This window comes from Coprococcus sp. AM14-16 (assembly GCF_003434675.1).
Classification (GTDB): domain Bacteria; phylum Bacillota; class Clostridia; order Lachnospirales; family Lachnospiraceae; genus Coprococcus; species Coprococcus aceti.
The window spans coordinates 81,044-106,748 of the sequence record NZ_QTLL01000001.1 but is presented as its reverse complement, the minus strand read 5'-3'; the positions used below and the strand labels follow the sequence as shown (position 1 = coordinate 106,748).

Annotated in this window: 25 protein-coding genes and 1 riboswitch; all 25 genes read right to left on the bottom strand. The window is 45.6% G+C overall.

What is annotated here, in order from left to right; all coding sequences use genetic code 11:
• Window positions 1–19: 19 nt before the first annotated feature.
• The 25 genes from sfsA to DW159_RS00440 all read right to left on the bottom strand — a co-directional run bounded on the left by sfsA (window position 20) and on the right by DW159_RS00440 (window position 25,704).
• Window positions 20–676: a DNA/RNA nuclease SfsA gene (gene sfsA, locus DW159_RS00560; RefSeq protein ID WP_117548579.1), complete on the bottom strand. Its 657-nt coding sequence runs from the start codon at window positions 674–676 to the stop codon at window positions 20–22.
• A gap of 19 nt (window positions 677–695) precedes the next feature.
• Entirely contained in the window at window positions 696–1,142 is a 447-nt protein-coding gene (locus DW159_RS00555; RefSeq protein ID WP_015533260.1) for a PaaI family thioesterase, read from the bottom strand.
• 53 nt (window positions 1,143–1,195) lie between these two features.
• The gene (panF, locus tag DW159_RS00550) at window positions 1,196–2,683 is read right to left on the bottom strand and encodes a sodium/pantothenate symporter (protein ID WP_117548578.1); all 1,488 of its coding nucleotides are present in this window, start codon (window positions 2,681–2,683) and stop codon (window positions 1,196–1,198) included.
• A complete protein-coding gene (locus DW159_RS00545) occupies window positions 2,673–2,948 on the bottom strand; it encodes a YhdT family protein (protein WP_004849642.1) in 276 nt (91 codons plus the stop codon). Before DW159_RS00545 ends, panF begins: the two co-directional genes overlap by 11 nt.
• 202 nt (window positions 2,949–3,150) lie before the next feature.
• The gene (locus tag DW159_RS00540) at window positions 3,151–3,426 is read right to left on the bottom strand and encodes a DUF2442 domain-containing protein (RefSeq protein WP_022059619.1); all 276 of its coding nucleotides are present in this window, start codon (window positions 3,424–3,426) and stop codon (window positions 3,151–3,153) included.
• A 33-nt stretch (window positions 3,427–3,459) separates the two neighbouring features.
• On the bottom strand, window positions 3,460–3,720 hold the full coding sequence (locus DW159_RS00535; RefSeq protein ID WP_022059618.1) for a DUF4160 domain-containing protein: 261 nt from the start codon (window positions 3,718–3,720) through the stop codon (window positions 3,460–3,462).
• Between the two features lie 108 nt (window positions 3,721–3,828).
• Complete coding sequence (locus tag DW159_RS00530; RefSeq protein ID WP_117548577.1) at window positions 3,829–4,320, bottom strand: hypothetical protein; 492 nt, start codon at window positions 4,318–4,320, stop codon at window positions 3,829–3,831.
• Window positions 4,321–4,654: 334 nt separating this feature from the next.
• Window positions 4,655–6,109, bottom strand: coding sequence for an adenylosuccinate lyase (purB, locus tag DW159_RS00525; RefSeq protein WP_015533264.1), 1,455 nt, complete (start codon window positions 6,107–6,109; stop codon window positions 4,655–4,657).
• 248 nt (window positions 6,110–6,357) lie between these two features.
• On the bottom strand, window positions 6,358–7,833 hold the full coding sequence (purF, locus tag DW159_RS00520; RefSeq protein WP_117548576.1) for an amidophosphoribosyltransferase: 1,476 nt from the start codon (window positions 7,831–7,833) through the stop codon (window positions 6,358–6,360).
• A gap of 389 nt (window positions 7,834–8,222) precedes the next feature.
• Window positions 8,223–9,578: a phosphoglucosamine mutase gene (glmM, locus tag DW159_RS00515; RefSeq protein ID WP_117548575.1), complete on the bottom strand. Its 1,356-nt coding sequence runs from the start codon at window positions 9,576–9,578 to the stop codon at window positions 8,223–8,225.
• 19 nt (window positions 9,579–9,597) lie between these two features.
• Complete coding sequence (locus DW159_RS00510; protein WP_022216588.1) at window positions 9,598–10,512, bottom strand: diacylglycerol/lipid kinase family protein; 915 nt, start codon at window positions 10,510–10,512, stop codon at window positions 9,598–9,600.
• A 39-nt stretch (window positions 10,513–10,551) separates the two neighbouring features.
• On the bottom strand, window positions 10,552–11,229 hold the full coding sequence (queC, locus tag DW159_RS00505; RefSeq protein WP_055143853.1) for a 7-cyano-7-deazaguanine synthase QueC: 678 nt from the start codon (window positions 11,227–11,229) through the stop codon (window positions 10,552–10,554).
• 99 nt (window positions 11,230–11,328) lie between these two features.
• Entirely contained in the window at window positions 11,329–11,922 is a 594-nt protein-coding gene (folE, locus tag DW159_RS00500; RefSeq protein WP_117548574.1) for a GTP cyclohydrolase I FolE, read from the bottom strand.
• A gap of 1 nt (window position 11,923) precedes the next feature.
• Window positions 11,924–12,628, bottom strand: coding sequence for a putative 7-carboxy-7-deazaguanine synthase QueE (gene queE, locus DW159_RS00495; protein WP_165854788.1), 705 nt, complete (start codon window positions 12,626–12,628; stop codon window positions 11,924–11,926).
• 62 nt (window positions 12,629–12,690) lie between these two features.
• Window positions 12,691–13,110: a 6-carboxytetrahydropterin synthase QueD gene (gene queD / locus DW159_RS00490; protein ID WP_187115846.1), complete on the bottom strand. Its 420-nt coding sequence runs from the start codon at window positions 13,108–13,110 to the stop codon at window positions 12,691–12,693.
• Between the two features lie 140 nt (window positions 13,111–13,250).
• A complete protein-coding gene (gene thrC / locus DW159_RS00485; protein ID WP_022216593.1) occupies window positions 13,251–14,738 on the bottom strand; it encodes a threonine synthase in 1,488 nt (495 codons plus the stop codon).
• Window positions 14,739–14,974: 236 nt separating this feature from the next.
• Window positions 14,975–15,832: a 3D domain-containing protein gene (locus DW159_RS00480; RefSeq protein WP_117548572.1), complete on the bottom strand. Its 858-nt coding sequence runs from the start codon at window positions 15,830–15,832 to the stop codon at window positions 14,975–14,977.
• 309 nt (window positions 15,833–16,141) lie between these two features.
• Entirely contained in the window at window positions 16,142–17,110 is a 969-nt protein-coding gene (gene dusB / locus DW159_RS00475) for a tRNA dihydrouridine synthase DusB (protein WP_117548571.1), read from the bottom strand.
• Between the two features lie 48 nt (window positions 17,111–17,158).
• Window positions 17,159–17,926 (bottom strand): type III pantothenate kinase, encoded by a 768-nt coding sequence (locus tag DW159_RS00470; RefSeq protein WP_015533274.1) that lies wholly within the window; start codon window positions 17,924–17,926, stop codon window positions 17,159–17,161.
• Between the two features lie 37 nt (window positions 17,927–17,963).
• Window positions 17,964–18,329: a DUF6145 family protein gene (locus DW159_RS00465; protein ID WP_015533275.1), complete on the bottom strand. Its 366-nt coding sequence runs from the start codon at window positions 18,327–18,329 to the stop codon at window positions 17,964–17,966.
• A gap of 8 nt (window positions 18,330–18,337) precedes the next feature.
• Window positions 18,338–19,093 carry a 4-hydroxy-tetrahydrodipicolinate reductase gene (gene dapB / locus DW159_RS00460; RefSeq protein WP_022216597.1) on the bottom strand — a complete coding sequence of 252 codons (756 nt, stop codon included), beginning with the start codon at window positions 19,091–19,093 and terminating at the stop codon, window positions 18,338–18,340.
• Between the two features lie 212 nt (window positions 19,094–19,305).
• Window positions 19,306–20,190, bottom strand: a complete 885-nt coding sequence (gene dapA, locus DW159_RS00455; protein ID WP_117548570.1) for a 4-hydroxy-tetrahydrodipicolinate synthase — start codon at window positions 20,188–20,190, stop codon at window positions 19,306–19,308.
• 87 nt (window positions 20,191–20,277) lie between these two features.
• Window positions 20,278–20,450, bottom strand: a riboswitch (Lysine riboswitch).
• Between the two features lie 121 nt (window positions 20,451–20,571).
• The gene (locus DW159_RS00450) at window positions 20,572–21,204 is read right to left on the bottom strand and encodes a single-stranded DNA-binding protein (RefSeq protein ID WP_117548569.1); all 633 of its coding nucleotides are present in this window, start codon (window positions 21,202–21,204) and stop codon (window positions 20,572–20,574) included.
• Between the two features lie 82 nt (window positions 21,205–21,286).
• Entirely contained in the window at window positions 21,287–22,093 is an 807-nt protein-coding gene (locus DW159_RS00445; RefSeq protein WP_117548568.1) for a TrmH family RNA methyltransferase, read from the bottom strand.
• A gap of 26 nt (window positions 22,094–22,119) precedes the next feature.
• On the bottom strand, window positions 22,120–25,704 hold the full coding sequence (locus DW159_RS00440) for a DNA polymerase III subunit alpha (RefSeq protein WP_117548567.1): 3,585 nt from the start codon (window positions 25,702–25,704) through the stop codon (window positions 22,120–22,122).
• Window position 25,705 lies beyond the last annotated feature (1 nt).

Here is a 25,705-nt window from a genome sequence, read left to right as displayed (position 1 = left end):
CTTATAATTTTCACCTATCTCACTTATCCACTATCTCAAGCTCATCCCGTGTAACCCAGCACGTGAGATTTAACACCTCCACGCCGGCAGCCTTCGCCTCATAGAAAGTCTCCGCAAACTCCCTGTGTATTTCCGCATTTGGCCTGACCTCAGTTATCCCTGTCATCGGAATGACAAATGCAACATAGCATTTATATCCCTCGGAGACCGCCTTCATCAGCTCCCGCAAATGCCTGACTCCCCTGTCGGTGGGTGCATCCGGAAAATATCCTATCCCATCGATCTCCTGAGTGCAGCCCTTGACCTCCATGAGATACTTCGTGCCATCCTTTTCCATATAGAAATCAATCCTTGAATCCCCGTATACATACTCCGGCTTTATAAAGTCATAATCCTTAGTTTTAAGCCATTCCAAAACCACCTTATTCGGCACCTGACTATCCACGTTCACCCAGCCAAGCTTTGGATCCTCCACCGCTATGAGATCGTATTTCGTCTTGCGGTTTGGATTTGCAGACTTCTCAAGGCTGACCGTGTTCCCCGGTATCAGCAAACTGCTAAGCCTCCCTGTGTTCTTTACGTGCACGGTCTCTGTAACTCCGTCTATCTCCACATGGGCTGTGAACCTGTTTGGCCTTTCTACGAACTTGCCTGAGATAACATTTGTATATTTCACCTTGCCTTACATCTCCCATCTATTCCACAACAGAGCGGTTCATCATGTAGAATGAGAACCTTGCCTTGTCCACAAGCTGTCCCTTGTCATCGTAAATATTTGCCTCGTACAGTGACACCTTCTTGCCCTGGCGGATCTCGATTCCCTCACAGATGAGATACTCCGTGTTCATAGCCGGAGCTATATATGTCATGGTTCCATCTATAGTTGAAGAAAACTTTCCGTAGGTACATGCCGCGATTCCGCTCACTATATCCGCAAGTGAGTACAGGCATCCACCATGCACAGAACCATATGGATTAAGGACATCCTCTGTGACCATCATCTTGCCCTTCACATATCCAAGGCTCATATCGACCAGCTCTATCTTCAGGTTCTGAACATAGATGTTGTCCTTGTTAAACCTTATCAGTGCCTGTTTCACATCCTCGGACATAGCTTTTTTGTTGTCGTTTATCTCATTCATGCTTCATTTTACCTTTCAACTCTATTTTCAAGTTCATACATCCTGCGCACATATCAAAAGCACTTGTCCAGAATATCCGGATCAAGTCCTTTTCTTCCCGTTATAAACCCAATTCCAAAGTACAGCACCGCACCTACCATCAGTCCCCACACGACCGCATTTATCCCAGCGATCTTGATAAAATACGTTGCAAATATATATGTCGCGATCGCACCTACGCTGCTGCACACCGCCGCCTGCTTAGTTCCCTTCTTCCAGAACAGACCTCCCACAAGAGGCCAAAAGAATGTGCATTCAAGTCCGCCAAATGCAAACATGTTGAGCATGAAAATTATATCCGGCGGATTGATCGTGAGAACCATCACCACCACGCCGAGCAACATCGTAAGTATCGTGCTCACCAGCTTGACATTCTTGTCGTATTTCTCATTTTTCACCGGATCATCACCCACCACGTAATTCTTCCACAGATCCTTCACTATAGCTGCTGCGGCAAGTATGAGGAGCGAATCCGCTGTCGACATGACTGCTGCCATCGGCGCTGCGAGGAATATCGCTGCTATTCCAGGCGGCATGATCTTCTGTACTATATACGGTATAAAATAATCCGAAGTTGGAAGATTGTCCGTATCGACAAGTGCGCCAGCCCATGTTCCTGCAAGATGCATTCCCACGATTACAAAGCTGCATGTGAGAACTCCGATCCACATCGCTCTGTGCATGCTCTTCGTATCCTTAAATCCCATGGCGCGCACAGCAGTCTGGGGAAGTCCCAGCGTTCCAAATCCCACAAGCACCCAATAGCTGAGCAGTCCTCCTGGCGTGTATTTCGAGAAAATGTCATCGTACACCTCCGGCAGATTTGTCTGAAGACCGGCATCTATCGCGGCAAGACCGCCCCCGCTCCTTAAGACAAAGAATATAAACAGGAATGTTCCGATACACATTACTATTCCCTGAATCGTGTCAGTTATGACAACCGCACTGAATCCGCCAATAGCTGTGTACAATATCACGACTGTGCCAAATATCAAAAGTGAACTCACATGATCCATTCCCGTTATGGATGCTATAAGTGTGGCCCCTCCCGTAAACTGGCTTATCATCTGTGCTATGAAGAAAACTATAAGTCCAAGGCTCGTGATGACCACCAGCGCATCGCTCTTGTATCTCGCCTTGAAGTATCCCACCACTGTCACAGCGCCCGTTCGTCTGGACACTATCGCAAGCTTATTTCCAAGCACACCGAGCACCAGAAATGTGACCGGGACCTGGATAGCAGCTATCCACGCCTGTGCATATCCATATGTAAGACCCGCTGCACCCGGCCCTGATATAAATGAACTTGCGGAAGTGTATGTCGCCATGATCGTCATGGCTAGGACGATTCCGTTCATATTTCTTCCGCCTATGAAATACTTCTTCTCGGACGTTGTGTGCAGACTTTTCTCCGCCCTTCTGCTGTAGACAAAGCTCACCACAACATTGAATAACAGATATCCGAGAAAAACCGATAAGATCAATATCTGATTACTGTTCATTTTCACCCTCACTCTCATCCTCTTCATATTGGAAATCTACAAACACAAACTTAAGCAGCCAGAATACACCGATTACCGCAAGCACCACTGTTCCAAGCACCGAGACCACAAACCACGCCGGCATATGGAACACCGTCCACCCGGTGCCATTTAGCAGGAACGCGGTTAGCACATGCCATAAAAAACATATAAATACCACAAGCAACGTCGCTTTGATCTCTTTTATACACTGCCTGTGCTGTTCTTCCTTTGTCAGTTTCATCATAATAATATATCCCCTTATATTTCATAAATACATCAAACAATGCTCATTATATCACGCTGATCAGTTTTTTCATAGTTACCCCGCCAGCCACCCAAATCCTGTGCATATACAAACTCTGTATTGTTGTCTGCACAAAAAAACTGGCGCACAGACGTTTCGTCCATACACCAGCTATTTATAGTTTACTGTATACCGATTTATGTTACGCTATTTTCTCTTTAACATTTTCCAATTCATATAACGTATCCGGATCAATATCCAGACATTTTGATGTATCCCTCGTTCCTGTCACATCCCATGCCAAAGTTCCATTCAAAATTGTACATGAATTCAAAAAGAAATCTTTGTCTCTAAGCGGTTCAAACACTTTCTTATCCAGTAGTGGTTTTGCATCATAACATACAATTTTGCCATCCTCAAAATACACATATACTGTATAATCTTCAAATGGAACTACCTGTACTATATCATATATCATGCCAATTCCCCCTCTCTGTATAATACATAACTTTTAAATCAATGGATTTATTCTGTTTAATGGCAAACCATCCTTCGATAATTCCCAATTCTGCATTAACTCATCTTGATGAATTACGCACCATGCAAGTATGAGCTTTAACTGCCTTGAAGGCAATGCACCTTTTATAACCCGTGCTTCATTTATATCTATTATAGCTTTATTTCCGTTATATTCTGCATGAAAATGTGGCGGATTATGATCATCATAATACATAGTTATTCTGATTCCATAAAACAGTGATATTTCTAGCATACTATCAACCTCCAATTATTATTTATAATATTATACTATATCATTCCAAGGCTATTCAATAACTATCATTACTATATCAAAAGATAACCTAAGTAGATTTAGTCTTTTCTAAAACAGCATACACACCCCGGCGACCACAGCGCAGATAGGAATATATATAATAAAGTGCATAACATGCATCTTCATATTGTATCCGAACATATGAGGTCCCACAACTCCCTTGACCTCCGGATAATAACGCGGGAAGAAGTTTGAATGACAGAGCAGCACCCAGTCAAAGAAACCTATATCATAGATCTCCATCACATACATTATCACTATAAATCGCGCGAAGAACTTCCAGTAGCCGAAATCATGCCGTACGCCATCCCACACGCTAAGCACGATAGCTCCTATAAACAGCAGAAGTGCAACTACTTCTATACACCATCCAACCGCATGAGCTCCGCGAAATCTCTCTTTTCTGTCAGGAATCACCGCCAGATTCTCCTTCGGTGCTGTGCTCATAAATCTCTTATCCTGTACAAATGCGACCATTCCGTACAGAAGAAGGAAATAGGCCACCATAACAATTACCGCCGCAACTATTGTCACCAACATCTCTTTAGCCCCCTTAACACTCTTTTGTATTAATTTTTAGGTTAGTTTTCGCTAACCATACTAACACATCTATTTCCAAATGTAAACCTTAGAATGTACCTATTCGTACCTTAGCAAATGCAAATCTAATGAAATTACGACAAGAATTTTTATGCGTAGAATTGAGCTGTCTGTCAGTCCATGTAATCCGCATTCCGCCGCAAAATGACACCCATTCAATATATAAAAAGCGCCGGCACATAAGCTTGTTGATATGTCCATGACAGAACAGACATATCAACACTGCAAATGCGCCAGCGTCTTATTTACTCTATATACATTTTAATTCAGATCTTTATACATTGATCTCCGCAGTAACACCGAGGATATCCTTGTTCTCATCGAGGATAGGCTGAATGACCTCTGCAAGGAACTCTCTTGTCTGCTCAGGAGCACGACCTACGAAGTTCTTTGGCTCAAGGATAGATACGATCTCCTCCTTTGTCATACCAAAGTCAGGGTCTGCTGCGATACGGTCAACGAGGTCATTCTCTCTTCCGTACTTCTTGACCTGCTCGCCTGCAAGCATTGAGTACTCTCTGATCTTCTCATGAAGCTCCTGACGGTTGCCGCCACGCTTAACAGCATCCATCATGATATTCTCTGTTGCCATGAATGGAATCTCCTTCATGAAGCACTGGTAGATAACCTTGTCATATACCACAAGACCATCTACAACATTCAGGTACAGATCAAGGATTCCGTCAACTGCAAGGAATGCCTCTGGAACTGAGATACGCTTATTTGCTGAGTCATCCAGTGTTCTCTCAAACCACTGTGTTGCGGCTGTGATAGCAGGATTGAGCGCGTCACACATTACATAATTGGCAAGTGATGCGATTCTCTCACTTCTCATTGGATTTCTCTTGTATGCCATAGCTGATGAACCGATCTGGTTCTTCTCAAATGGCTCCTCTATCTGCTTTAAGTGCTGGAGAAGTCTGATATCATTTGAGAACTTGTGTGCACTCTGTGCGATGCCTGAGAGCACATTAAGAACTCTTGAGTCGACCTTTCTTGAATATGTCTGGCCTGATACAGGATAGCACTCAGCAAATCCCATCTTCTCAGCGATCTTGCCATCTATCTTTCTCACTGTCTCGTGATCTCCTCCGAAGAGCTCAAGAAAACTTGCCTGTGTTCCGGTTGTTCCCTTTGATCCGAGAAGCTTCTGCTGGCTGATCATGTACTCTATATCAGAGAGGTCAAGGAGCAGCTCCTGCATCCAGAGTGTTGCACGCTTGCCGACTGTCGTTGGCTGTGCAGGCTGGAAATGTGTAAATGCAAGAGTTGGGAGATCCTTGTACTGATCTGCGAACTTTGCCAGCTCATTTATAACATTGATGAGTTTCTTTCTGACAAGCTTTAATGCCTCTGTCATAACGATAACATCTGTGTTATCGCCTACATAGCAGCTTGTTGCTCCAAGGTGGATTATTCCAGCTGCCTTAGGGCACTGAACACCGTATGCATATACGTGGCTCATTACGTCATGACGAACCAGCTTTTCTCTCTCTCTGGCAACATCATAGTTGATGTCATCAGCGTGAGCCTTGAGTTCCTCGATCTGCTCATCTGTGATTCTTGGATTGCCGTTCTCGTCCTTGAGGCCAAGCTCCTTCTCTGTCTCAGCAAGAGCTATCCACAGCTTTCTCCATGTCTTAAACTTCATATCAGGTGAGAAAATATACTGCATTTCCTTACTAGCGTATCTTTCACACAGTGGGCTTTCGTACTTGTCCTTACTCATGTCTTTACCTCTTTCTTCCTGTAGTCTCCCGCATCTGCCGGCTGACAAATGCTTTTATATCTTATCACACAACTATTATACATGGGTTTCAGATTATTTCCATGCTTTTTTTGCATAAACCAGAAATTCGGAATCAATATCCGCTTTTTCCGCTGATATGATTCCGAATTTTTACATTATTGTCTTGCGACAAGTGCGCACTTTCGTGCGCTATCACCAGGACTCCTCCCGCTTACGCGGGTCCCTCCTCATGATATAATATGTGACTCCGATCCTCTCTTGAAGTCTTCGTGGTCGCCTCTGATGTCCTCTGTAGGCGGTTTCATAGGATATTGGCCGCTGAAGCATCCATGGCAGTACTGTCTTCCGCCTGAGAGCTCCGGAAGTCTCTCCATCTTCAGGTACGCCAGAGAGTCGGCACCTATGATCTTGCATATATCATCTACAGACCTGTTGTATGCTATGAGCTGCTCTCTGTCCGGAATGTCAGTTCCAAAGTAGCATGGATACAGGAATGGAGGTGAACTGATCCTTACATGGACCTCAGTCGCTCCTGCCTCCCTGAGCATGCCAACTATTCTGTCACTCGTAGTTCCACGAACTATAGAGTCATCTATCATTATGACACGCTTGCCATTTACAGCCTCCTTAAGGACGTTCAGCTTGACACGCACGCTGGACTCTCTCTGGCTCTGCTGTGGCTTTATGAATGTTCTTCCCACATATCCATTCTTGACAAATGCCGTTCCATATGGAATACCCGATTCAAGTGAATAGCCCATGGCCGCTGCATTTCCCGATTCAGGAACGCCAACTACCACATCAGCATCAACCGGGCTGTCCTTTGCAAGGCATCTTCCGGCTGTGATACGCGAATCGTACACAGACATTCCATCTATGACTGAATCAAGTCTCGCAAAGTATATATACTCAAATATACATCTTGCATGCTGCTCCTGGCACATGTTCTTATACGACTGGATTCCGTACTCAGGTGATATGGTTACAACCTCTCCAGGCTCCACATCCCTGACAAATTCAGCCCCTATGGTATCGAGAGCGCAGCTCTCAGATGCCAGTATGTATGCATTATCACGCTTTCCTATACAAAGCGGTCTGAAGCCAAATGGGTCTCTGGCTCCGATAAGCTTTCTAGGGCTCATGATAACAAGTGAATATGATCCCCTTACTTTCTTGAGAGCTCTAGTGACAGCCTCCTCAACGGAACCGCACTTAACTCTCTCCCTCGCTATATGGTAAGCTATTACCTCAGAATCTATAGTCGTCTGAAATATAGCTCCTGTGAGCTCCAGCTCACTTCTAAGCTCAGGAGCATTTACCAGATTGCCGTTGTGTGCAAGTCCCAGAGTTCCCTTTACATAATTGAGGACCAGTGGCTGTGCATTCTCTATAGTGCTGGCACCGGCTGTTGAATATCTCACATGACCCACACCGATATTTCCCTTTAGCTTGCTCAGTGAATCAGGTGTGTACACCTCATTCACAAGGCCCATGCCCTTTAAGGAGCTGACCTTGCCCTTAGGACCGGCAGTGTCTGACACCGCTATACCGCAGCTCTCCTGCCCACGGTGCTGCAATGCAAACAGACCATAGTAGATCGTGTTCGCCACATCATTTCCATCGAAATCATAGATACCGAAGACTCCGCACTCCTCGTGCATCTCGTCCTCGTCATAATAATGGGATCTTAAACATTCGTTCATAAATATATGCCTCTCATGTTATATTATTGTAACTGTCACGGCCACATATTTCTCATTGTAAGTCTGATGACAGTCATATCTTTCGCCACATAAAACTTTATCTGTTTTGCCACAACATGTCAACAGATAAATTCTATCATTTTCAGGTTGATACCCCACTTTTTTCATGCATTTTCACCAACAGCAGTATATTTCGCAAGTATTTGTCTGTTTGAACTTGAGAAAATCCACATATCTCTGCCACAACCTCGCCTCACCGGTCGCGCTGTACTTCTCTCCTGACGCGGCAGGTTACCACATAGTCCTTCCGGCTTCCACCTGGAATTGAAAAAAGCCCAAAAGATACAAATTTTACGTACTTTGTATCTTTTGAGCTTTTATACCACTCTCTACTCCACTGCGTATCCCTTTGCCTTTATGAGATCCACCATCTTGTATACATACTTCTCACACAGCTCATCTGTGGCTGCCTCGACCATAACTCTGATGACAGGCTCTGTACCGCTCTGTCTGAGAAGAAGTCTTCCGTCGTCTCCAAGCTCTGCTGCTATCTCATCGTTCAGTTTCAGCACATCAGCATCGTTCATGACTGCATCCTTGCTTGACACCTTGACATTCACAAGGAGCTGTGGATATATCGTCAGGCTGTGGAACAGTTCTGAGAGCTTGACCTTACGTCCAAGTATAGTCTCCATGATCATCAGTGAGGTGAGGACACCATCACCGGTTGTTGCATACTTGGAGAAGATGATATGTCCTGACTGCTCGCCGCCGATGGAATGTCCGTGCTCCATCATATTCTCGAACACGTACTTGTCACCGACTGCCGTCTTCTCATAGTTGATGCCCTTCTTGTCAAGTGCTTTGTAAAGTCCAAGGTTGGACATGATAGTTGTGACGATGGTATTGTTGTTCAGCTCGCCCTTATCCTTCAGATAACGACCGCAGACATAGAGTATCTTGTCTCCATCCACGATCTCGCCCTTGTCGTCCACTGCAAGACACCTGTCCGCATCACCGTCAAATGCAAATCCCACATCAAGTCCCTTCTCCTTGACAAATGCCTGGAGCTTATCAATATGTGTTGAACCGCAGTCCGTGTTGATATTTGTTCCATTTGGCTCATTGTTGATGACATATGTCTTTGCTCCGAGAGCGTCATACACTGACTTTGCAACCAGATATGATGCACCATTTGCACAGTCAAGACCAATCCTCATTCCCTTGAAAGGCCTGGTTGGGATCGTGAGCAGATAACCTATATATCTGTTTCTTCCCATGGTGTAGTCGGTGGTCTTACCGATGCTGTCCTTCTTTGCAAATGGTATCTCGCCGAGCTCTCCGTCTATATACTGCTCTATCTCATTCTCTATGGCTGCCTCAAGCTTATAGCCCTGACCATTGATGACTTTTATACCATTGTCATAGTATGGGTTATGGCTGGCCGAGATCATGATACCACAGTCAAAATCACCTGTGCGGACTATATACGACACACTAGGTGTAGGCGTTACATGCATCAGATATACGTCTGCTCCGCTGGCAGTAAGTCCTGCAACCAGCGAATACTCGAACATGTAGCTTGAAAGTCTCGTATCCTTTCCGATGACGACATGAGCCTTTCCATCCTCATGCTGCTTGCCATAGTAGTAGCCAAGGTATCTTCCAACCTTATAGGCATGCTCCACTGTAAGGTCTACATTTGCCTCGCCTCTGAATCCATCTGTTCCAAAATATTTACCCATTGTAAAATCCTCGATTCTATTATTCTATAACCTCATCCTGCTCGCTTTCTTGAACGACCAGAAGATCTATCGCTCTCCTGTGGATGTGTATCTTGGTCTCCTTATATTCTCCGCCGAACTCACCATCACATGTCCATGCAACCGGATCCTCTGCATCAAACTTGACCCTGTGAGCCCTGAATGAAACCATGCTCCTCTCATTCACATCACCTGTAAGAAGTGCCCTGACCACTCTCTCCAGGTCAGCCGGTGTCTTCATTGTCCTTATCAATACTCCCTCAAAAAGTCCGTCATCGAACTCAACTCCTTTTCGGGTTATACTCTTAAACCCTCCAACGGATACCGAGTTGGACACCATACCGAATATAAACTCGCCTTCCTGCTCGTCCCCGTCTATTGTAACCTTCATCTTGTAAGATGGTACATTTGCCAGGCTTTTTATCCCCTGCAATACATATGCCGCATGTCCAAATATATTCTTCATATTCTGCGGCGTTGCATATGATGTATCTGAGAACATTCCAAAAGCTGCGACATAAACAAAGTTCTTGTCGTTCAGACTTCCTATATCTATGGAGAACGGCTCTGCCTTCACTATCATCTCAGCCGCCTCAACCGTCTCTCTCGGTATGTCCATGCTCCTTGCAAAGTCATTGGTGGAGCCACACGGAATATATCCAAGTGGAACCCTTATCCCGCTCTTCATATATCCTGTAACTGTGTTGCCCAGGGTTCCATCGCCCCCCGCACATACGATCACATCGTAGTTTGCGCCTTCCTCCTGAACAATTCTCTCTGCGTCATCTGCCGATTTCGTAAGATATGTCCTGACCGCGTAATCGTTATTGCAGAACACTTCCAGCACATCCACCAAAGAATTCTTCAGAGTAGTCCTACCCGCTTTGGGATTCATGATGAACAGCATATTCTTCATACTTTCAATAACACAACCTTTCCCTTTGATACTGCTTATTTACTTGTGATCCTCCTTGTACTTCATGTACAGATCATACCCCTTCTTGCGGAGCTTGCATGATGGACAATGTCCGCAGCCCTCGCCCTTGATGCCATTATAACATGTAAGTGTCATATCTCTGATGACGTCCAGTCCGCCCAGCTCATCAGCCATCTTCCATGTCTCCATCTTATCGATCCACATCAATGGTGTTATTATATCAAACTCGTAGTCCATTGCAAGGTTAAGTGTTGTATTTAACGATTTGATAAATATATCCCTGCAGTCCGGGTATCCTGAGAAGTCGCTCTGGGACACTCCTGTTATTATATCAGATATTCCCCTCTGTTTGGCAAATATTGCTACAAATGTAAGAAATACCATGTTTCTTCCATCGACAAATGAATTCGGCGTGCCCTCCTCAGGTGCATTTTCGTCAACCTTCATATCTGTTCTTGTCAGTGAATTTGGCGCAAGCTGGTTAAGCAGGCTCATGTCGAGTATGTGATGCTCCACTCCGAATTTGTCCGCGATCTCCTTAGCACACTCAAGCTCTAACGCATGTCTCTGTCCATAGTCAAATGATACGGCGTACACCTTCTTATACTTCTTGAGTGCCCACAACAGACACGTTGTGCTGTCCTGTCCGCCGCTGAATACTACAACTGCCTCATCCTTATTCTTTAAATTCTGCATAATCTCATCCTCCATATATAATCAAATATGATATTCCAGGCCGCATTATAACAGTCCCGTATAAACCAATTCACCATTATCAATTCAGTGTATCGATGACTATCTTCCCGCATTGTACATCATCAGCATCTTGTTCTGCAGAGCTGTATCGCTCTCAAATCTTCCCCTGAGAGTGGTAGTCATGGTCTTGCTTCCCGGTTTCTTGATGCCCCTTGCCGTCATGCAGCTGTGATGTGCCTCTATCATGACCGCCACGTCCTCAGTTCCCGCAGCCTTGGATATGACGTAGGCTATGTCCGAACCTATCCTCTCCTGGAGCTGAAGTCTCTTCGCAACCATATCCGCGATCCTCGCTATCTTAGAAAGTCCGAGCACTCTTCCATTTGGAATGTATGCGACTGACACCTTCATGTCGTACATAAGCGCCATGTGATGCTCACAGTAGCTGAACACCTCTATATCCTTGACAAACACCATGTCACCGGCCTGCCTTGCCACTCCGTCCTCTGCAAATGTCTTGCCGAACATCTCGGCCAGCTCGTCATTGGTGTAGTTCATTCCCTCAAATACTTCCTCGTACATACGCGCAACCCTGTCAGGAGTCTCTACAAGTCCCTCCCTGTCAGGATCATCTCCAAGAGCAATCAATATTCCTCTTACGTGTTCCTTTATAGCCTCTTTATCTATCGCCATCTTATACACCTCTTTCTTCCGGATCCCAAATGAACTTGTGAAGCTGTAACTGAAGCTTCACATCATTCATATCGTTCTCGATCATAAAATCCACTATATCCGCAGGATCTATGCTGCCATACACAGGGCTGATGAATACTCTCGTCTTCTCATCCAGCGCATACTCCCTAACTATCTCAAAACATTTTTCCAGATCCTCCTGTGAACCGACCACAAATTTCACCGAATCATTCTTGTCTATATAGTTATAATTTGCAAGGCACATGTCATTCTCCATGCCGCTGGATGGACATTTGTAATCCAGCGTGTACGATACATTTCCCCCAAGAGCCTTGAACTCTGCGATATCCACACTTCCATTTGTCTCAATCTCGACCCTTACATCATCCTCCAGCTCAAATGCAAGGAGCAACTTATCTATGTCCTTCTGTATCAGCGGTTCCCCACCTGTCAGGGTTACATTCTTCACCTCTGTTCTTCTGACATAATCGATGATCTCATCCTCGGTGAGTTCCTCATAAGGAACGCCTGCCTCATTTGCCCACTTGGTATCGCAGTAACCGCAATCAAGATTGCATCCAGCAAATCTTATGAACACGGCAAGTTCTCCGGCTCTTGCAGCCTCACCGTTGATACTTATAAATCTCTCTACTACTCTGTATGTGCTCACGACTGTATTTCCTTTCTCCCGGTGTATATTCTCCATTCTCTCACATCTTCCAGATTTTTAGACCTGCCAGCTTCTCACCGGAATCCTATCATATATATTTACTCACAATAAGAAGCCACGTTGTTCGGTGTCTCATACACACTTGCCTCTATGACCTTGTAGCCCCGGCCTGCCATCTCATCATATATATACTTTGCAAAGTTCTCAGCAGTAGGTCTGAAATCAACCTTCACGATCCTCAGATTTTCCGCCAGCAGCGCATCCTCCGTCGCCGGCTTCAGGCTTCCCGTTTCCATGATAAGGCTGTGGTCAAAGTGATCCGCAATCTCCTTCAGATCCTTCTTCAGATTGGAGAAATCAACCACCATTCCTCTGTTCTGTGTATCGCTCTCAAGAGTCTCTGCACCGACCTCGATCTCCACAGTCCATCTGTGTCCGTGGATATTGCTGCATTTACCGTCATAATCTTTCAAAAAATGGGCGCTGTCAAAACTTGCCTTTGTCTTTAACTTATACATAACTCCTCCTATAAGCATCCAACTGTTCACCACAAAAAAAGACCAGAATAGGACATTCTGATCTTCTTATGTCCTAGTTTTGTTTAGTGACAGGATGGTACTAATGAACTGTCAATCTATTTTATTGTGTTTAATATACATTAGATATTAAGGAATCCCTTAACCTCTGCAAGCATATCCTCCTTGTCACATACTGTGTCGTGGAGAACCTTTGCTGATCTGATATCCTCTATAGCCTGAGGCACCTTTACACCTGAGAGCTTCTCAAGCTCGTCGACAAGCTCAAAGTCTGTCTTGGAATCATACTCAGCGTCTATAGCGTTCATAACGCTTCTTGTGAACTTGTATGGGCTTGCTGTTGACGCGATGACTGTAGGTGTCTTATCTCCTGTCTCTGCCACATACTTTTCATATACTGTAGCCGCAACTGCTGTATGTGTATCGATGATATAATCATCTGACTCATATACCTTTTTGATGGTAGCTGCTGTCTCTGCCTCTGTTGCATATCCACCATAGAACTCAGCAAGCTTTGCCTTCATATCGTCTGTGATGGTGTACACTCCATCTGTTGTGAGTTCTTTCATAAGCTCTGAGTTCTTCTCAGCATCATTGCCGGCAATCTTGTATATCAATCTCTCAAGGTTGCTTGAAATGAGGATATCCATCGATGGTGATGTTGTGAGTATGAACTCTCTGTTTCTATCGTATGTTCCTGTCTGGAAGAAATCAAACAGAACCTTGTTGTCATTTGATGCACAGATGAACTTTGCGATTGGAAGTCCCATCTCCTTTGCGTAGTATGCAGCAAGGATATTACCAAAGTTACCTGTTGGAACATCCACGTTGATCTTGTCGCCGGCCTTGATGGTTCCGTCTGCAACAAGTCTTGTGTAAGCGTATACATAGTATACCATCTGAGGAACAAGACGTCCGATGTTGATGGAGTTTGCTGATGAGAACTGATAGCCCTTCTCATCCATGTACTTTGCAAGCTCAGCATCTGAGAACATCTTCTTCACACCTGTCTGGGCATCATCAAAGTTACCTGTGATACCAACAACAAATGTATTGTCACCCTTCTGTGTAACCATCTGCTTCTCCTGGATTGGGCTTACACCGTGCTTTGGATAGAACACGATGATCTTTGTTCCAGGAACATCTGCAAATCCTGCAAGGGCAGCCTTACCTGTATCACCTGATGTTGCTGTGAGGATGACGATCTCATTCTTTACGCCATTCTTCTTTGCTGATGTTGTGAGAAGATATGGAAGGATTGAAAGTGCCATATCCTTGAATGCTATTGTTGATCCATGGAAAAGCTCAAGATAATATGCTCCTGCCTTATTCACAAGTGGTGCTATAACCGGTGTATCAAACTTTGAATCATATGCAGAATCTATACAATGCTTAAGCTCAGCCTCTGTGAAGTCTGTGAACATAAGCTTCATAACCTCGTATGCAACCTGCTGATAGTTCATCTTTGCAAGATCTTCCAGAGACACATCAAGTGCTGGTATAGAATCTGGTACAAAGAGTCCCCCCTCATTAGCAAGTCCCTTAAGTATAGCCTGTGATGCTGTTGCTGTCTCATTTGCATTTCTTGTGCTTCTGTAGATAAGTTCCATTTGCCAATCTCCTTAATAAATATATTTAAACATTTCGTTATGTACTAAACTCAGGAATCACCTGTATTCTTACAAATAATCGTGTGCATTATAACACAGCATTTTATAAAAAACAAGCTATAGCCCGCCTCATTCGTGCGACTTTTCCAACACTTTCCCAACACTTATCTCACTGCATTTAAAAACCCGCCTTACGGCGGGTCTTTAATATATCTGTATACAATTTCTGCTTTTTATTACTTTACATATACATCATAGTAGCCTGTTGCGAAGTTAAGAGCTGCCTGATGGTTTGAGAAGTAGATATCAAGATGATTGCCATTGATAGCTCCACCTCTGTCCTGAACTGTGTATGTATGACCATCAACTATAAGCTCTGTACCAAATGCAAAGTTACTTGGCGCTGCACATGTCACACCCTCGACTGCAGGTGCACCTGAAGCTGTTGTCGGGTTATCCATGTTGCTGTACTCACCGCAGCAGATTGGACATGGACAATATGCCGTAATCCAGAATGTTCCGAGATATGTACCTGATGCCTCACCATTCACATAAATAACCTTGTCATCAGGAAGTCCATCTGTTGACTTCTCTGTTGATGGATCAACTGATATCTGATCGTCAGGAAGTCCTGCTGCTGACTTATCCTTATCCTTAACCTTCATCTGTGTGGTAGGTTCTGACTTTGTTGTGTCTGCTGCCTGCTGTGCAGCCTCTGTTGCACGAGCCTCTGTTGTGCTCTCCTGAACTCCACCGCTTATGGCTGAAGTCTTCTTAACTGTCTTCTTGCTTGAGAGGGCTACTGAACCAGTCTTGTTGACATCTGACAGAGTACCATCTGCCAGTGCAACTGATGATGTTGCCTCTCCATAGTCTGCTGTGTTGTCTGCGTATAATGTATTACCTGCTGCTGCGATCGACACTCCCTTGCCCTTGGATGAAACCATGCTGTCATCTGATGCGATAACTGCGTATGATGAAAATCCAACTGCCAGGAGTACTGCTCCTATGCTAATCTTCTTTACGTTCCTTTTCAGTGATGTCTTCATTAGTTTCTGTGATTTCATACGTGATGAATCTGAAAACTTTTGCATAACCTTTTCTCCTTAATTTCTTTACGGTTTCAGAATTGTTACAAAACCGTTAAAATTTAACTCATGACGCTATTATAATCTCTGTCGAAAGAAAGGTCAAGCAAAGTGGCTATTTTTGTAAATCATGCACAACTCGCATAAAATCTTTAATTCAGTTAATGTAAATATGCAACATTTTAAAATGCCATTTTTGTGCATATTTTACATTTTAGTACCGTAACATTTTTGAAACAAATTAGCATCTTGTATATTTTTACTTTAGAATTTTTAATAAATTCTTTATTTCCTGTTACATTTTTTGTTTTTATGTTAACTCACAATGACTTTTTCAGGTGCGCTGTCAGCCCATATACAGAGCAGTTCCTCAAGCTCCTCGTAAGTCTCAACCTGGTTCACATTGCTCCTGAGCTTTGCCGAATCATACATTCCGACTGAGTACCATGCCACGTGCTTTCTCATCTCATGGATACCTGTGTACTCACCCTTGAACTCAACCATGAGTCTCGCATGTCTCAGCATCATATCCTTCACTTCATATATGTCAGGCTTGTCCGGCAGTTCGCCATGCTCGTAGTAGTATTTCATATCGCGGAATATCCACGGGTTGCCCCTCGCACCTCTTCCTATCATAAAGCCGTCACAGTTCGTCTGCGCCCTCATGTCTATGATGTCCTGAGGAGTGTTTATATCGCCATTGCCAATGATCGGGATGATGCACGCCTCCTTCACCCTGGCTATGACGCTCCAGTCCGCATGTCCCTGATAATACTGCTGCCTTGTCCTTCCGTGCACCGCCACAGCGGCAGCCCCGCTCTCCTGGGCTATATGTGCTATCTCAGGCGCATTTATATGCTCTGAATCAAATCCGCTTCTTATCTTGATGGTCAGCGGTATGCTTATAGCTTTTGCCATGGCCTCGACTATCCTTCCAACGAGAACCGGATCCTTCATCAGCGCAGATCCCTCTCCATTGTTGACCACCTTCGGCACAGGGCAGCCCATATTTACATCTATGAACGAATAACCGTTGCTCTCTATCCTCTTTGCCATCTCCGCCATGATCTCAGGATCAGAGCCAAAGAGCTGCAGCCCAAATGGCTTCTCCCGCTCATCCATAGCCAGAAGCGGCTTCGTGTTCTTATTTTTATAATATATTGCCTTGGCGCTCACCATCTCGCTGTACAGGATATCACAGCCCTGTTCCTTGCATAAAAGACGAAATGGCTGGTCACATACACCAGCCATCGGCGCCAGGATCAATTTATCTCTGAAATCCATAAATTTCTCCATTGCTTCTATAATAATATATAATTTGCAAAATCCGACTTATTTCTGCTTGTCCATGATAAGTCTGAGTCCGTGAAGTGTGAGATCCGGATCATACACATCTATGCAGTCCGTGTTCTCATATATCATCTTTCCAAGTCCGCCGGTAGCCACGACCTTCATGTTGTCGTATCCTGACTCCTTGCGCATTCTCTTCACTATATACTCTGTCTGGCCAATATAGCCCATGCACACACCGGCCTGCATACTGGATATCGTGTCCTTGCACAGTATCGTCTCAGGCACCTTTATCTCTATCTCAGGAAGCTTGGCTGTTCCCGTCCACAGAGCATTTGCAATAAGCCTTATGCCCGGCGATGTGACCTCAGCCTCAAACACGCCATCGGCATTGATGAGGTCGTACGTTGTGGCAGTTCCAAAGTCCACCGTGAGAACCGGTCCGCCATACATGTGATAAGCCGCAACTGCGTCAACTATTCTGTCAGCTCCAAGCTGCTTCGGGTTTGGCAGCGCTATATTGATCCCCGTCTTTATTCCCGGTTCAACTATGAGTGGTGTTATTCCAAAATATTTCTTTATGCCATTCACCAGGGAATGCATGATCTTCGGAACAACCGAAGCGATTATAACTTCATCTATAACATCAGTTGACAACTGTCTCATTCTGAGCCAGTCGCACAGAAATACTCCGTACTCATCCGATGTTCTCGATATCCCGGTGGTCATCCTGAAGGTCTTCTCCAGGCGTTCTCCGTCAAACAGTCCTATCGTAATATTTGTATTTCCAGCATCAATAGCAAATAACATGCCCCTTTTTCCTTCCTGATCTTCCAATTATTTTATATCATTCATTTACAAGACTGTTAATGTCAACACCCTGTATAAATATCTTATAGAACAGCTCCAGACTCTGGAACAGCTCCTTCTTTTCATTCTGCAGCTTCTTGACCTTGAGTCCGCATCCTATGTCGTCAAATAACAGGTCATCCTCAAGTGCCCTCGTCTGTATCTTCAGATTGCCGGCGTCGTCAAACACCAACATAAATATTCCTCCGACCTCCTGTGTAAACGCTCCACACATGGCGTGAAGCTCGTCCTTTATCTCATCAGGAAGCTTTGAAAATTCCTTGTTCAGATAAAACTTCTGATTATATATCGAGCTGGCGCACAGAACAAGCTCGCCATCCTCTGTCCTGGTTGAAATCTCCATAACCGCTCCTATCCTATAACGTCCGCCATATCGTACATTCCTGCAGGCTTGCCCTTGAGGAACTTTCCTGCCTCAACAGCACCCTTTGCAAATACTGACTTGGAATATGCCGTGTGCTTGAACTCTATAACCTCATCAATACCTGCAAATATCACCTCATGCTCTCCAACTATAGTGCCGCCTCTGACAGCAGAGATTCCGAGCTCCTTCTTATCCCTCTTCTTTCTCACCTGGCTTCTGTCGTACACATACTCATACTGCTCATTGCATGCCTCATTGATTGAATCAGCAAGAGCAAGAGCTGTTCCGGATGGAGCATCCACCTTCTGGTTGTGATGCTTCTCAACTATCTCTATATCATATCCGGCTGGTGAGAATACCTTCGCAGCATCCTTCAGAAGCTTCATGAGTGTATTGATTCCCAGTGACATGTTCGCTGACTTGAGTATGGCAACCTTTGCACTGCACTCCTTTACCTTTGCAAGCTGCTCATCTGAGAGACCTGTTGTGCAGAGAACTATAGGAGTCTGTGTCCTCACACCGTAATCGAGGAGCTTGTCAACAGCTACAGCCGCTGCAAAATCTATGATGACATCAGCCTCGACATCGCAGGCATCTATGTCTGTAAATACCGGATATCCGTTATCCCTGTTGTCCACAACATCTATTCCCGCTACGATCTCGGCATCAGGATCGCCTGCAACGATACCTGTTATTACCTGTCCCATCTTTCCATTGCAACCATGCATTATGATCTTTACCATGTCTGTCTATCCTCCATATATATAAGCTTTGTCATTTGTTGTCGTCTTTTGTGTGGGCTATGCACGCTGACATGCGCATATATTTCAACATGTACTCCATTTTACACATTTGCTGTCCATTGTGCAACGTTTATATCCACCTCGGCAAATAAAAATGTCTGCAGCCAGTTGAGACCGCAGACATCTGTATTGTTTCTATGATAATTACAGTCCTAGAGAACTCCGTACTCTTCCATTGCCTTCTTGAGCTTCTCCACGTTCTGTGGCTCCATCTCAGTGAGCGGCATTCTCATTGTTCCATCACACATACCAAGAAGCTCTACAGCCTTCTTGACAGGTATTGGATTGACCTCGCAGAACAGTGCGTTGCAGAGATCAATGACCTTGAGCTGGAGATCAAGACTTCCCTGAACATCTCCGTCAAGATACTTCTGAACCATATCGTGTACATCCTCAGGGATTATATTGGCTGTCACTGAGATAACTCCCTTTCCGCCAAGTGAGAGAAGAGGTACAACCTGATCGTCATTTCCTGAGTAGATATCTATGCATCCCTTTGCAAGGCTTGCAAGCTTTACAACCTGGCTTATATTGCCTGAAGCTTCCTTGATACCGACAATGTTCTCAACGTTCTGTGCAAGATATACTGCTGTTTCCGGCTGGATATTGCAGCCTGTACGTGATGGCACATTGTAAAGGATTATAGGCACATTTACTGAATTTGCAACGGCTGTGAAGTGTGCGATGAGGCCCTTCTGTGTAGCCTTGTTGTAGTATGGTGTAACCACGAGCAGACCGTCCACTCCGTAGCTCTCTGCCTCTGTTGAGAGATATATTGCTGTTGCAGTACAGTTTGAACCTGTTCCTGCTATTACCTTTATTCTGTGGTCAGCGAACTCTACACACTTCTTCACGCACTCAAGATGCTCCTCGTGTGACAGTGTTGAAGCCTCGCCTGTTGTTCCGCAGATAACTATGGCATCCGTCTTGTGTGCTATATGAAACTCCACGAGCTCCTTGAGCTTATCATAATCCACATCTCCATTTTCAAGAAATGGTGTTACAAGTGCAACTGCTGAACCGGTAAAAATTGACATATTGTCGTCCTCCTTAAAAATAAATAGTCGATACAATATAGCATAAAAATGGGCTGGCAAAAAGCCAACCCATAAAAACATCTCATTCTTACAAGTAGCTCTCCATCCTCAGATGACAGTCATACAGTTCTTAACTGCACAACCAGCAACAGATCCTGTGGAATATCCATCACTTCGGCGGTCTTCCCTTTCGTCAGGCATCTTCTGCATCCACATGCATCAGCCTGCTTAATCATTAATCCCGCGCCTCTACTATATTGTATTCAGTTTAACCTTAGATAGTGCTACTATATCACCGCATCCAGACCATGTCAACCATATATTTTACTGCGTGCTTCACAAGGATTCCTCCCACTGACGTGGGCCCCTCCTTATGAAATATCATTCAAGACATTCCATCTTGCTCACAGACACCTCGTATGCCACCTTGCTGATCACCTGGTCATTGTCGATACGCTTCTGATACTCCCTGCTCTGGATCCTTCCCCAGATGGCCACATGCTCTCCTACCTGGAGCTTTCCGGCAAATCTCGCATTTCTGCCCCAGCAGATACATGGTATGTAATCGCTCTTGCCGTATGCTCTGTTGACCGCCAGCAGCACATCCGCGATCTCCCTTCCAAGGGGCGTCATCCTGTACACAGGTGCCTTACATATGTAACCGTCAAGATAGATCTGATTTGGTCTGTTCTCATCCTCAGCATCATCCTCGTCGATGGTCTCGATCTCTCTCACAAACACAGACAGTATAAGGCGGTTTCTGGTCTCCTCATGCTTGTTGTATGACCTGAACTGTCCCTTTGCCATGATGCGCTCCCCTATGTGGGATTCGTTCACATCGAACAGTCTGTCAGACACCATGAGCGGAATAGTATCGTAAGCATCGCTGAGTCTGCTGACGATGAGATCCACCATATAGAAGCCCTCGCCAAATATCTCGTGGCTGAACACGAACTCTGATGCTATCTCTCCTGCCACCACTACCTGATTGTTGTTTAATGTTTTTTCAGTCATATTTTCTCCCTCCGTTATAACAAACTTTTGCATACTTTAAAAGTTATGCCACGCAGTACAAAAATATGCTGTCTTGTTTGATCTAGTTTTGTCGGTCTCTCTTTCGCTGTCTCATTACCTCATACGACAAAAGAGTCGCCGATATTGCAGCGTTCAGCGATTCGACCTTGCCCTCCATCGGAATCCTGAGAAGTCTGTCGGCTCTGCACGCCACCTCATCCGTCAGGCCATTTCCCTCATTTCCTATGAGGAATGCCACCCTGTCCGGGAATCCTATGTCGTAGAGATCGTCGCCGTCCAGATGTGCTCCGTACACCACAACGCCTGACTGTCTCAGCTCCTCCACAGTCCCGGGCAGGTCATCGCACATGACAAATGGCACCCTGAATATGGCACCCATCGTCGATCTGACTACCTTCGGATTGTACGGATCGCATGAACCTTTTCCTATAAGCACGGCGGTCACACCTGCTGCCTCGGCGCTTCTGAATATAGTTCCCATATTTCCGGGATCCTGGAGCGTATCCAGCACAAGAAATGTCTCTCTGTCATTCCTGCCGAGCACGGAATCAAGCTGATAATGCATGCATTTCACCACAGCCATGCACCCCTGTGGAGTCTTGGTCTGTGACACCCCTGCGAACACTCCGTCGCTGAGTATCCAGGTATTCCTCCCATCAAGCACACCCATGCTCTTGAATTCATCCCTGTATTCCTTAAGCGCACTCTCCGACAGATACACCTCCTGAACATTCTGAAGCGGAAGCTCCCTGAACATGCGTATCCCCTCGACCACGAACACGTCTCTGTCCTTTCTGAGCTTTGCATCCTTGTTCAGCTTATTAAGTTCTTTTATCCTCGGATTACTGTTTGCTGTAATTACTTCCACTTTTTTCTCCTTTTGCGGTATTTCTGTCACACTTTTCTGAGCAATACTCTGTCTTTGCCGTATTCCATCTGGAGCGCGTACACCACGCCGGAATTCTCATCCACACAGAATCCCCGGCCCATATTCTTCGCCTGTCTGGACTTCTTGAGCTGCACGTACACCGGACATGTGCCCTTGTACTCCTCAAGGATCGACATAAATGCAGATTCGTTCTTCATATATTCGTCCACATCATCGAACAATACCCAGAGCTGGCTGTTGCTCTGAACAGGCTTCTGTCTGTTGTTCCATGGCTTCCCCGACTGAAAGCTCTTGCCACCTTCTGCCTCCTCAAAGCTTATCATATCCGACAATATGAGCTTGTTTTCCTTCTCGCCGAGATTCGCCCTGCCCCTGACAAACACTCTGGAATCCACCAGAAGTCTGTCCCTGAACTTCTCGAAATCCCTCGGGAATACTATAACCTCGACCTGTCCGACCAGATCCTCTATAGTCACATACGCCATATTCTGATTGTTCTTGGTGAGCTTCACCGTCACCCTTGATATGAGTCCGCCGATGACATACATTGCATTGTCCTGAAGCTTCTGTCCATCTCCGTCACCCTGATCCTGGCTCATCTCATCGTCATCCTCGGTGTCCACCACGAAATCCGTCGCCTGGGCCGTGCATATTCTCTGCATAAGCTCGATGTATTTGCCAAGCGGATGTCCCGATATATACACTCCGAGCACAGACTTCTCAAGCGCCAGCTTCTCCTGATCTGAATACTCCTCCACATCAGGGTAAGGCACGAGATTGCTCTGCACAAAATCGTCTCCCATCAGGTCAAACAGAGACATCTGCCCTGACTCCCTGCTCTTTCTCTCCCTTGCGGCTTCCTCCGCTATGGCCGGCAGAGCCATCATCATCTGCTTTCTGTTTGCTCCCATATCATCAAATGCACCGCTGAGTATCAGAGCCTCAACAGTTTTCTTATTTGTGTCCTTTGAAGGCATCCTTGTGAGGAAATCCCTGAGATCCTTAAACGGTCCATTCTTGGTCCTCTCCGCCTCTATCCTGTCGACAACAGCACCGCCGACACTCTTTATACCGGAGAGTCCGTATCTTATCTTGCCGTTGCTTATGGAGAACTTTGCCACTCCCTCATTTATATCCGGAGGGAGCACCTCAACTCCCATCTGCTTACACACACTTATATACTTTGCAACCTTGCCATTGTTGTCAATTACCGATGACATCAGCGCAGCCATGAACTCCACCGGATAGTAATACTTAAGGTACGCTGTCTGTGCCGCAAGTACCGCATATGCCACGGAGTGGGACTTGTTAAATGCGTACTCCGCGAACTTCATCATCTCGTCAAATATCTTATTTGCCACAGTCTCCGAGATTCCATTTGCCACGCATCCTGGAACATTGAGCTCCTTGTTGCCGTACACAAAGTTATGACGCTCCTTCTCCATCTCCTCAGGCTTCTTCTTCGCCATGGCTCGGCGCACAAGGTCACTTCTTCCCAGCGTATAGCCCGCCAGCTTCATAACGATCTGCATTACCTGCTCCTGGTAAATGATACATCCATAAGTCGGCTCAAGTATCTCCTCGAGCTCAGGAGTATCATAGTGAACCAGCTCACGGTTCTCCTTGCCCCTGATGTAGTCGTCTATGAACTGCATAGGACCCGGTCTGAACAGAGCAACACCGGCAATTACATCGTCCAGACTCTGTGGCTTCAGCTTCATCATGAAGTTTCTCATGCCCTCACTTTCGAGCTGGAACATACCCTCGGTCTTTCCCTGTCCCATGAGTCCAAGTATATTCGGATCATCGTAATCTATATTGTCTATGTCTATATCCTTGCCTGTTGTCTGCTTGACAAGCTTGACTGTATCCTGCACAACGGTCGCCGTTCGGAGTCCCAGGAAGTCCATCTTGAGCATTCCCAGATGCTCCACCGTGTTCTTCTCAAACTGGGTTACCACCGCGCCCTCGGCTCCAACTGACAAAGGCGCATACTCCTCTATCGCCTCACGGCCTATAACCACTCCCGCCGCATGCATTCCTGCATTTCTAGGGAGTCCCTCAAGCTTTCTGGCTATGTCCACGAGCTCCTTGATCTCGTCCGAGCCCTCGTACATATCCCTGAAATCCTTGCTCGTCTTGAGTGCTATATCTATGGTCATATCCTTCTCTGCAGGTATTGCCTTTGCAAGGGAATCACACACCGCATACGGGAGATCCATGGCTCTTCCAACGTCCCTTATGACGTTTCTTGCGCCCATGGTCTGATATGCTATTATCTGTGTCACGCACTCCTCGCCATATTTCCTTACGCAGTAGTCGATGACCTCCTGACGTCTGATATAACAGAAATCTATATCAATATCCGGCATGGATACTCGCTCCGGGTTCAGGAATCTCTCAAAGAGAAGGTTGTACTGCAAAGGCTCAATGGTCGTGATGTCCAGACAGTAAGCAACCACACTTCCAACCGCCGAACCTCTTCCAGGTCCAACCGCAATTCCCTGCGATTTTGCAAAATGAATGAAATCCCACACTATCAGGAAATAATCCACAAATCCCATGCTCTTTATGACAGACAGCTCATAATCTATTCTCTGTCTGACCTCGTAGCCGTGGGTTCCCTCGGCCATCTTACCGGACTCCTCATATGTAAATCCGTACTTTTTCTCCATACCCTCATATACCAGATGATCCAGATATTCCTCCGCGGTATATCCCTCCGGCACATCGAATCTCGGAACCTTCTGCTCGCCAAATACGATATTCACATTACACCGCTCTGCGATCTTATGTGTATTCTCCAGAGCCTCCAGGGCGTATGGGAACAGCTCAGCCATCTCCTCCTTTGATTTGAGGTAGAACTGACCTCCCTCATAGCGCATTCTGTTCTCGTCCTGAACCTTGTGGTTAGTCTGTATACACAGGAGAACATCATGTGCCTCCCAGTCCTCGGCATAGATGTAGTGCGAATCATTTGTCACGACCATAGGGATACCCAGTTCCTTTGACAGACGCATGATCCCCGCATTCACAGTTGCCTGCTCAGGTATTCCGTGATCCTGCATCTCCAGAAAATAGTTTTCCTCGCCAAATATATTCCTGTATCTTATCGCAGTCTCCTTCGCACCGTCATAGTCGCCCTTTCTGAGCTTTGTCGCAACCTCACCGGCAAGACAGGCGCTGAGCGCTATAATTCCCTCATGGTACTTCTCCAGCACCTCCATATCGACCCTCGGCTTATAGTAAAAGCCCTCGGTAAATCCTCTGGTCACGATCTTGGACAGATTATGATATCCCAGATCATTCTCCGCCAGAAGGACGAGGTGATAATATCTGTCATCGCCCTTTCCAACTTCCCTGTCAAATCGTGATCCCGGACTGACATACACCTCACATCCGAGAATAGGTTTTATCCCCTCTCTGAGACAAGTCTCATAGAACTCTATAACACCGTACATGACGCCGTGATCCGTTATTGCGAGGGAATCATATCCCAGTTCCTTTGCCCTGCGCACAAGTCCGTCTATCTTCGCCGCACCGTCCAGCAGACTGTAGCCTGTATGCACATGCAGATGTGTAAACTCCATA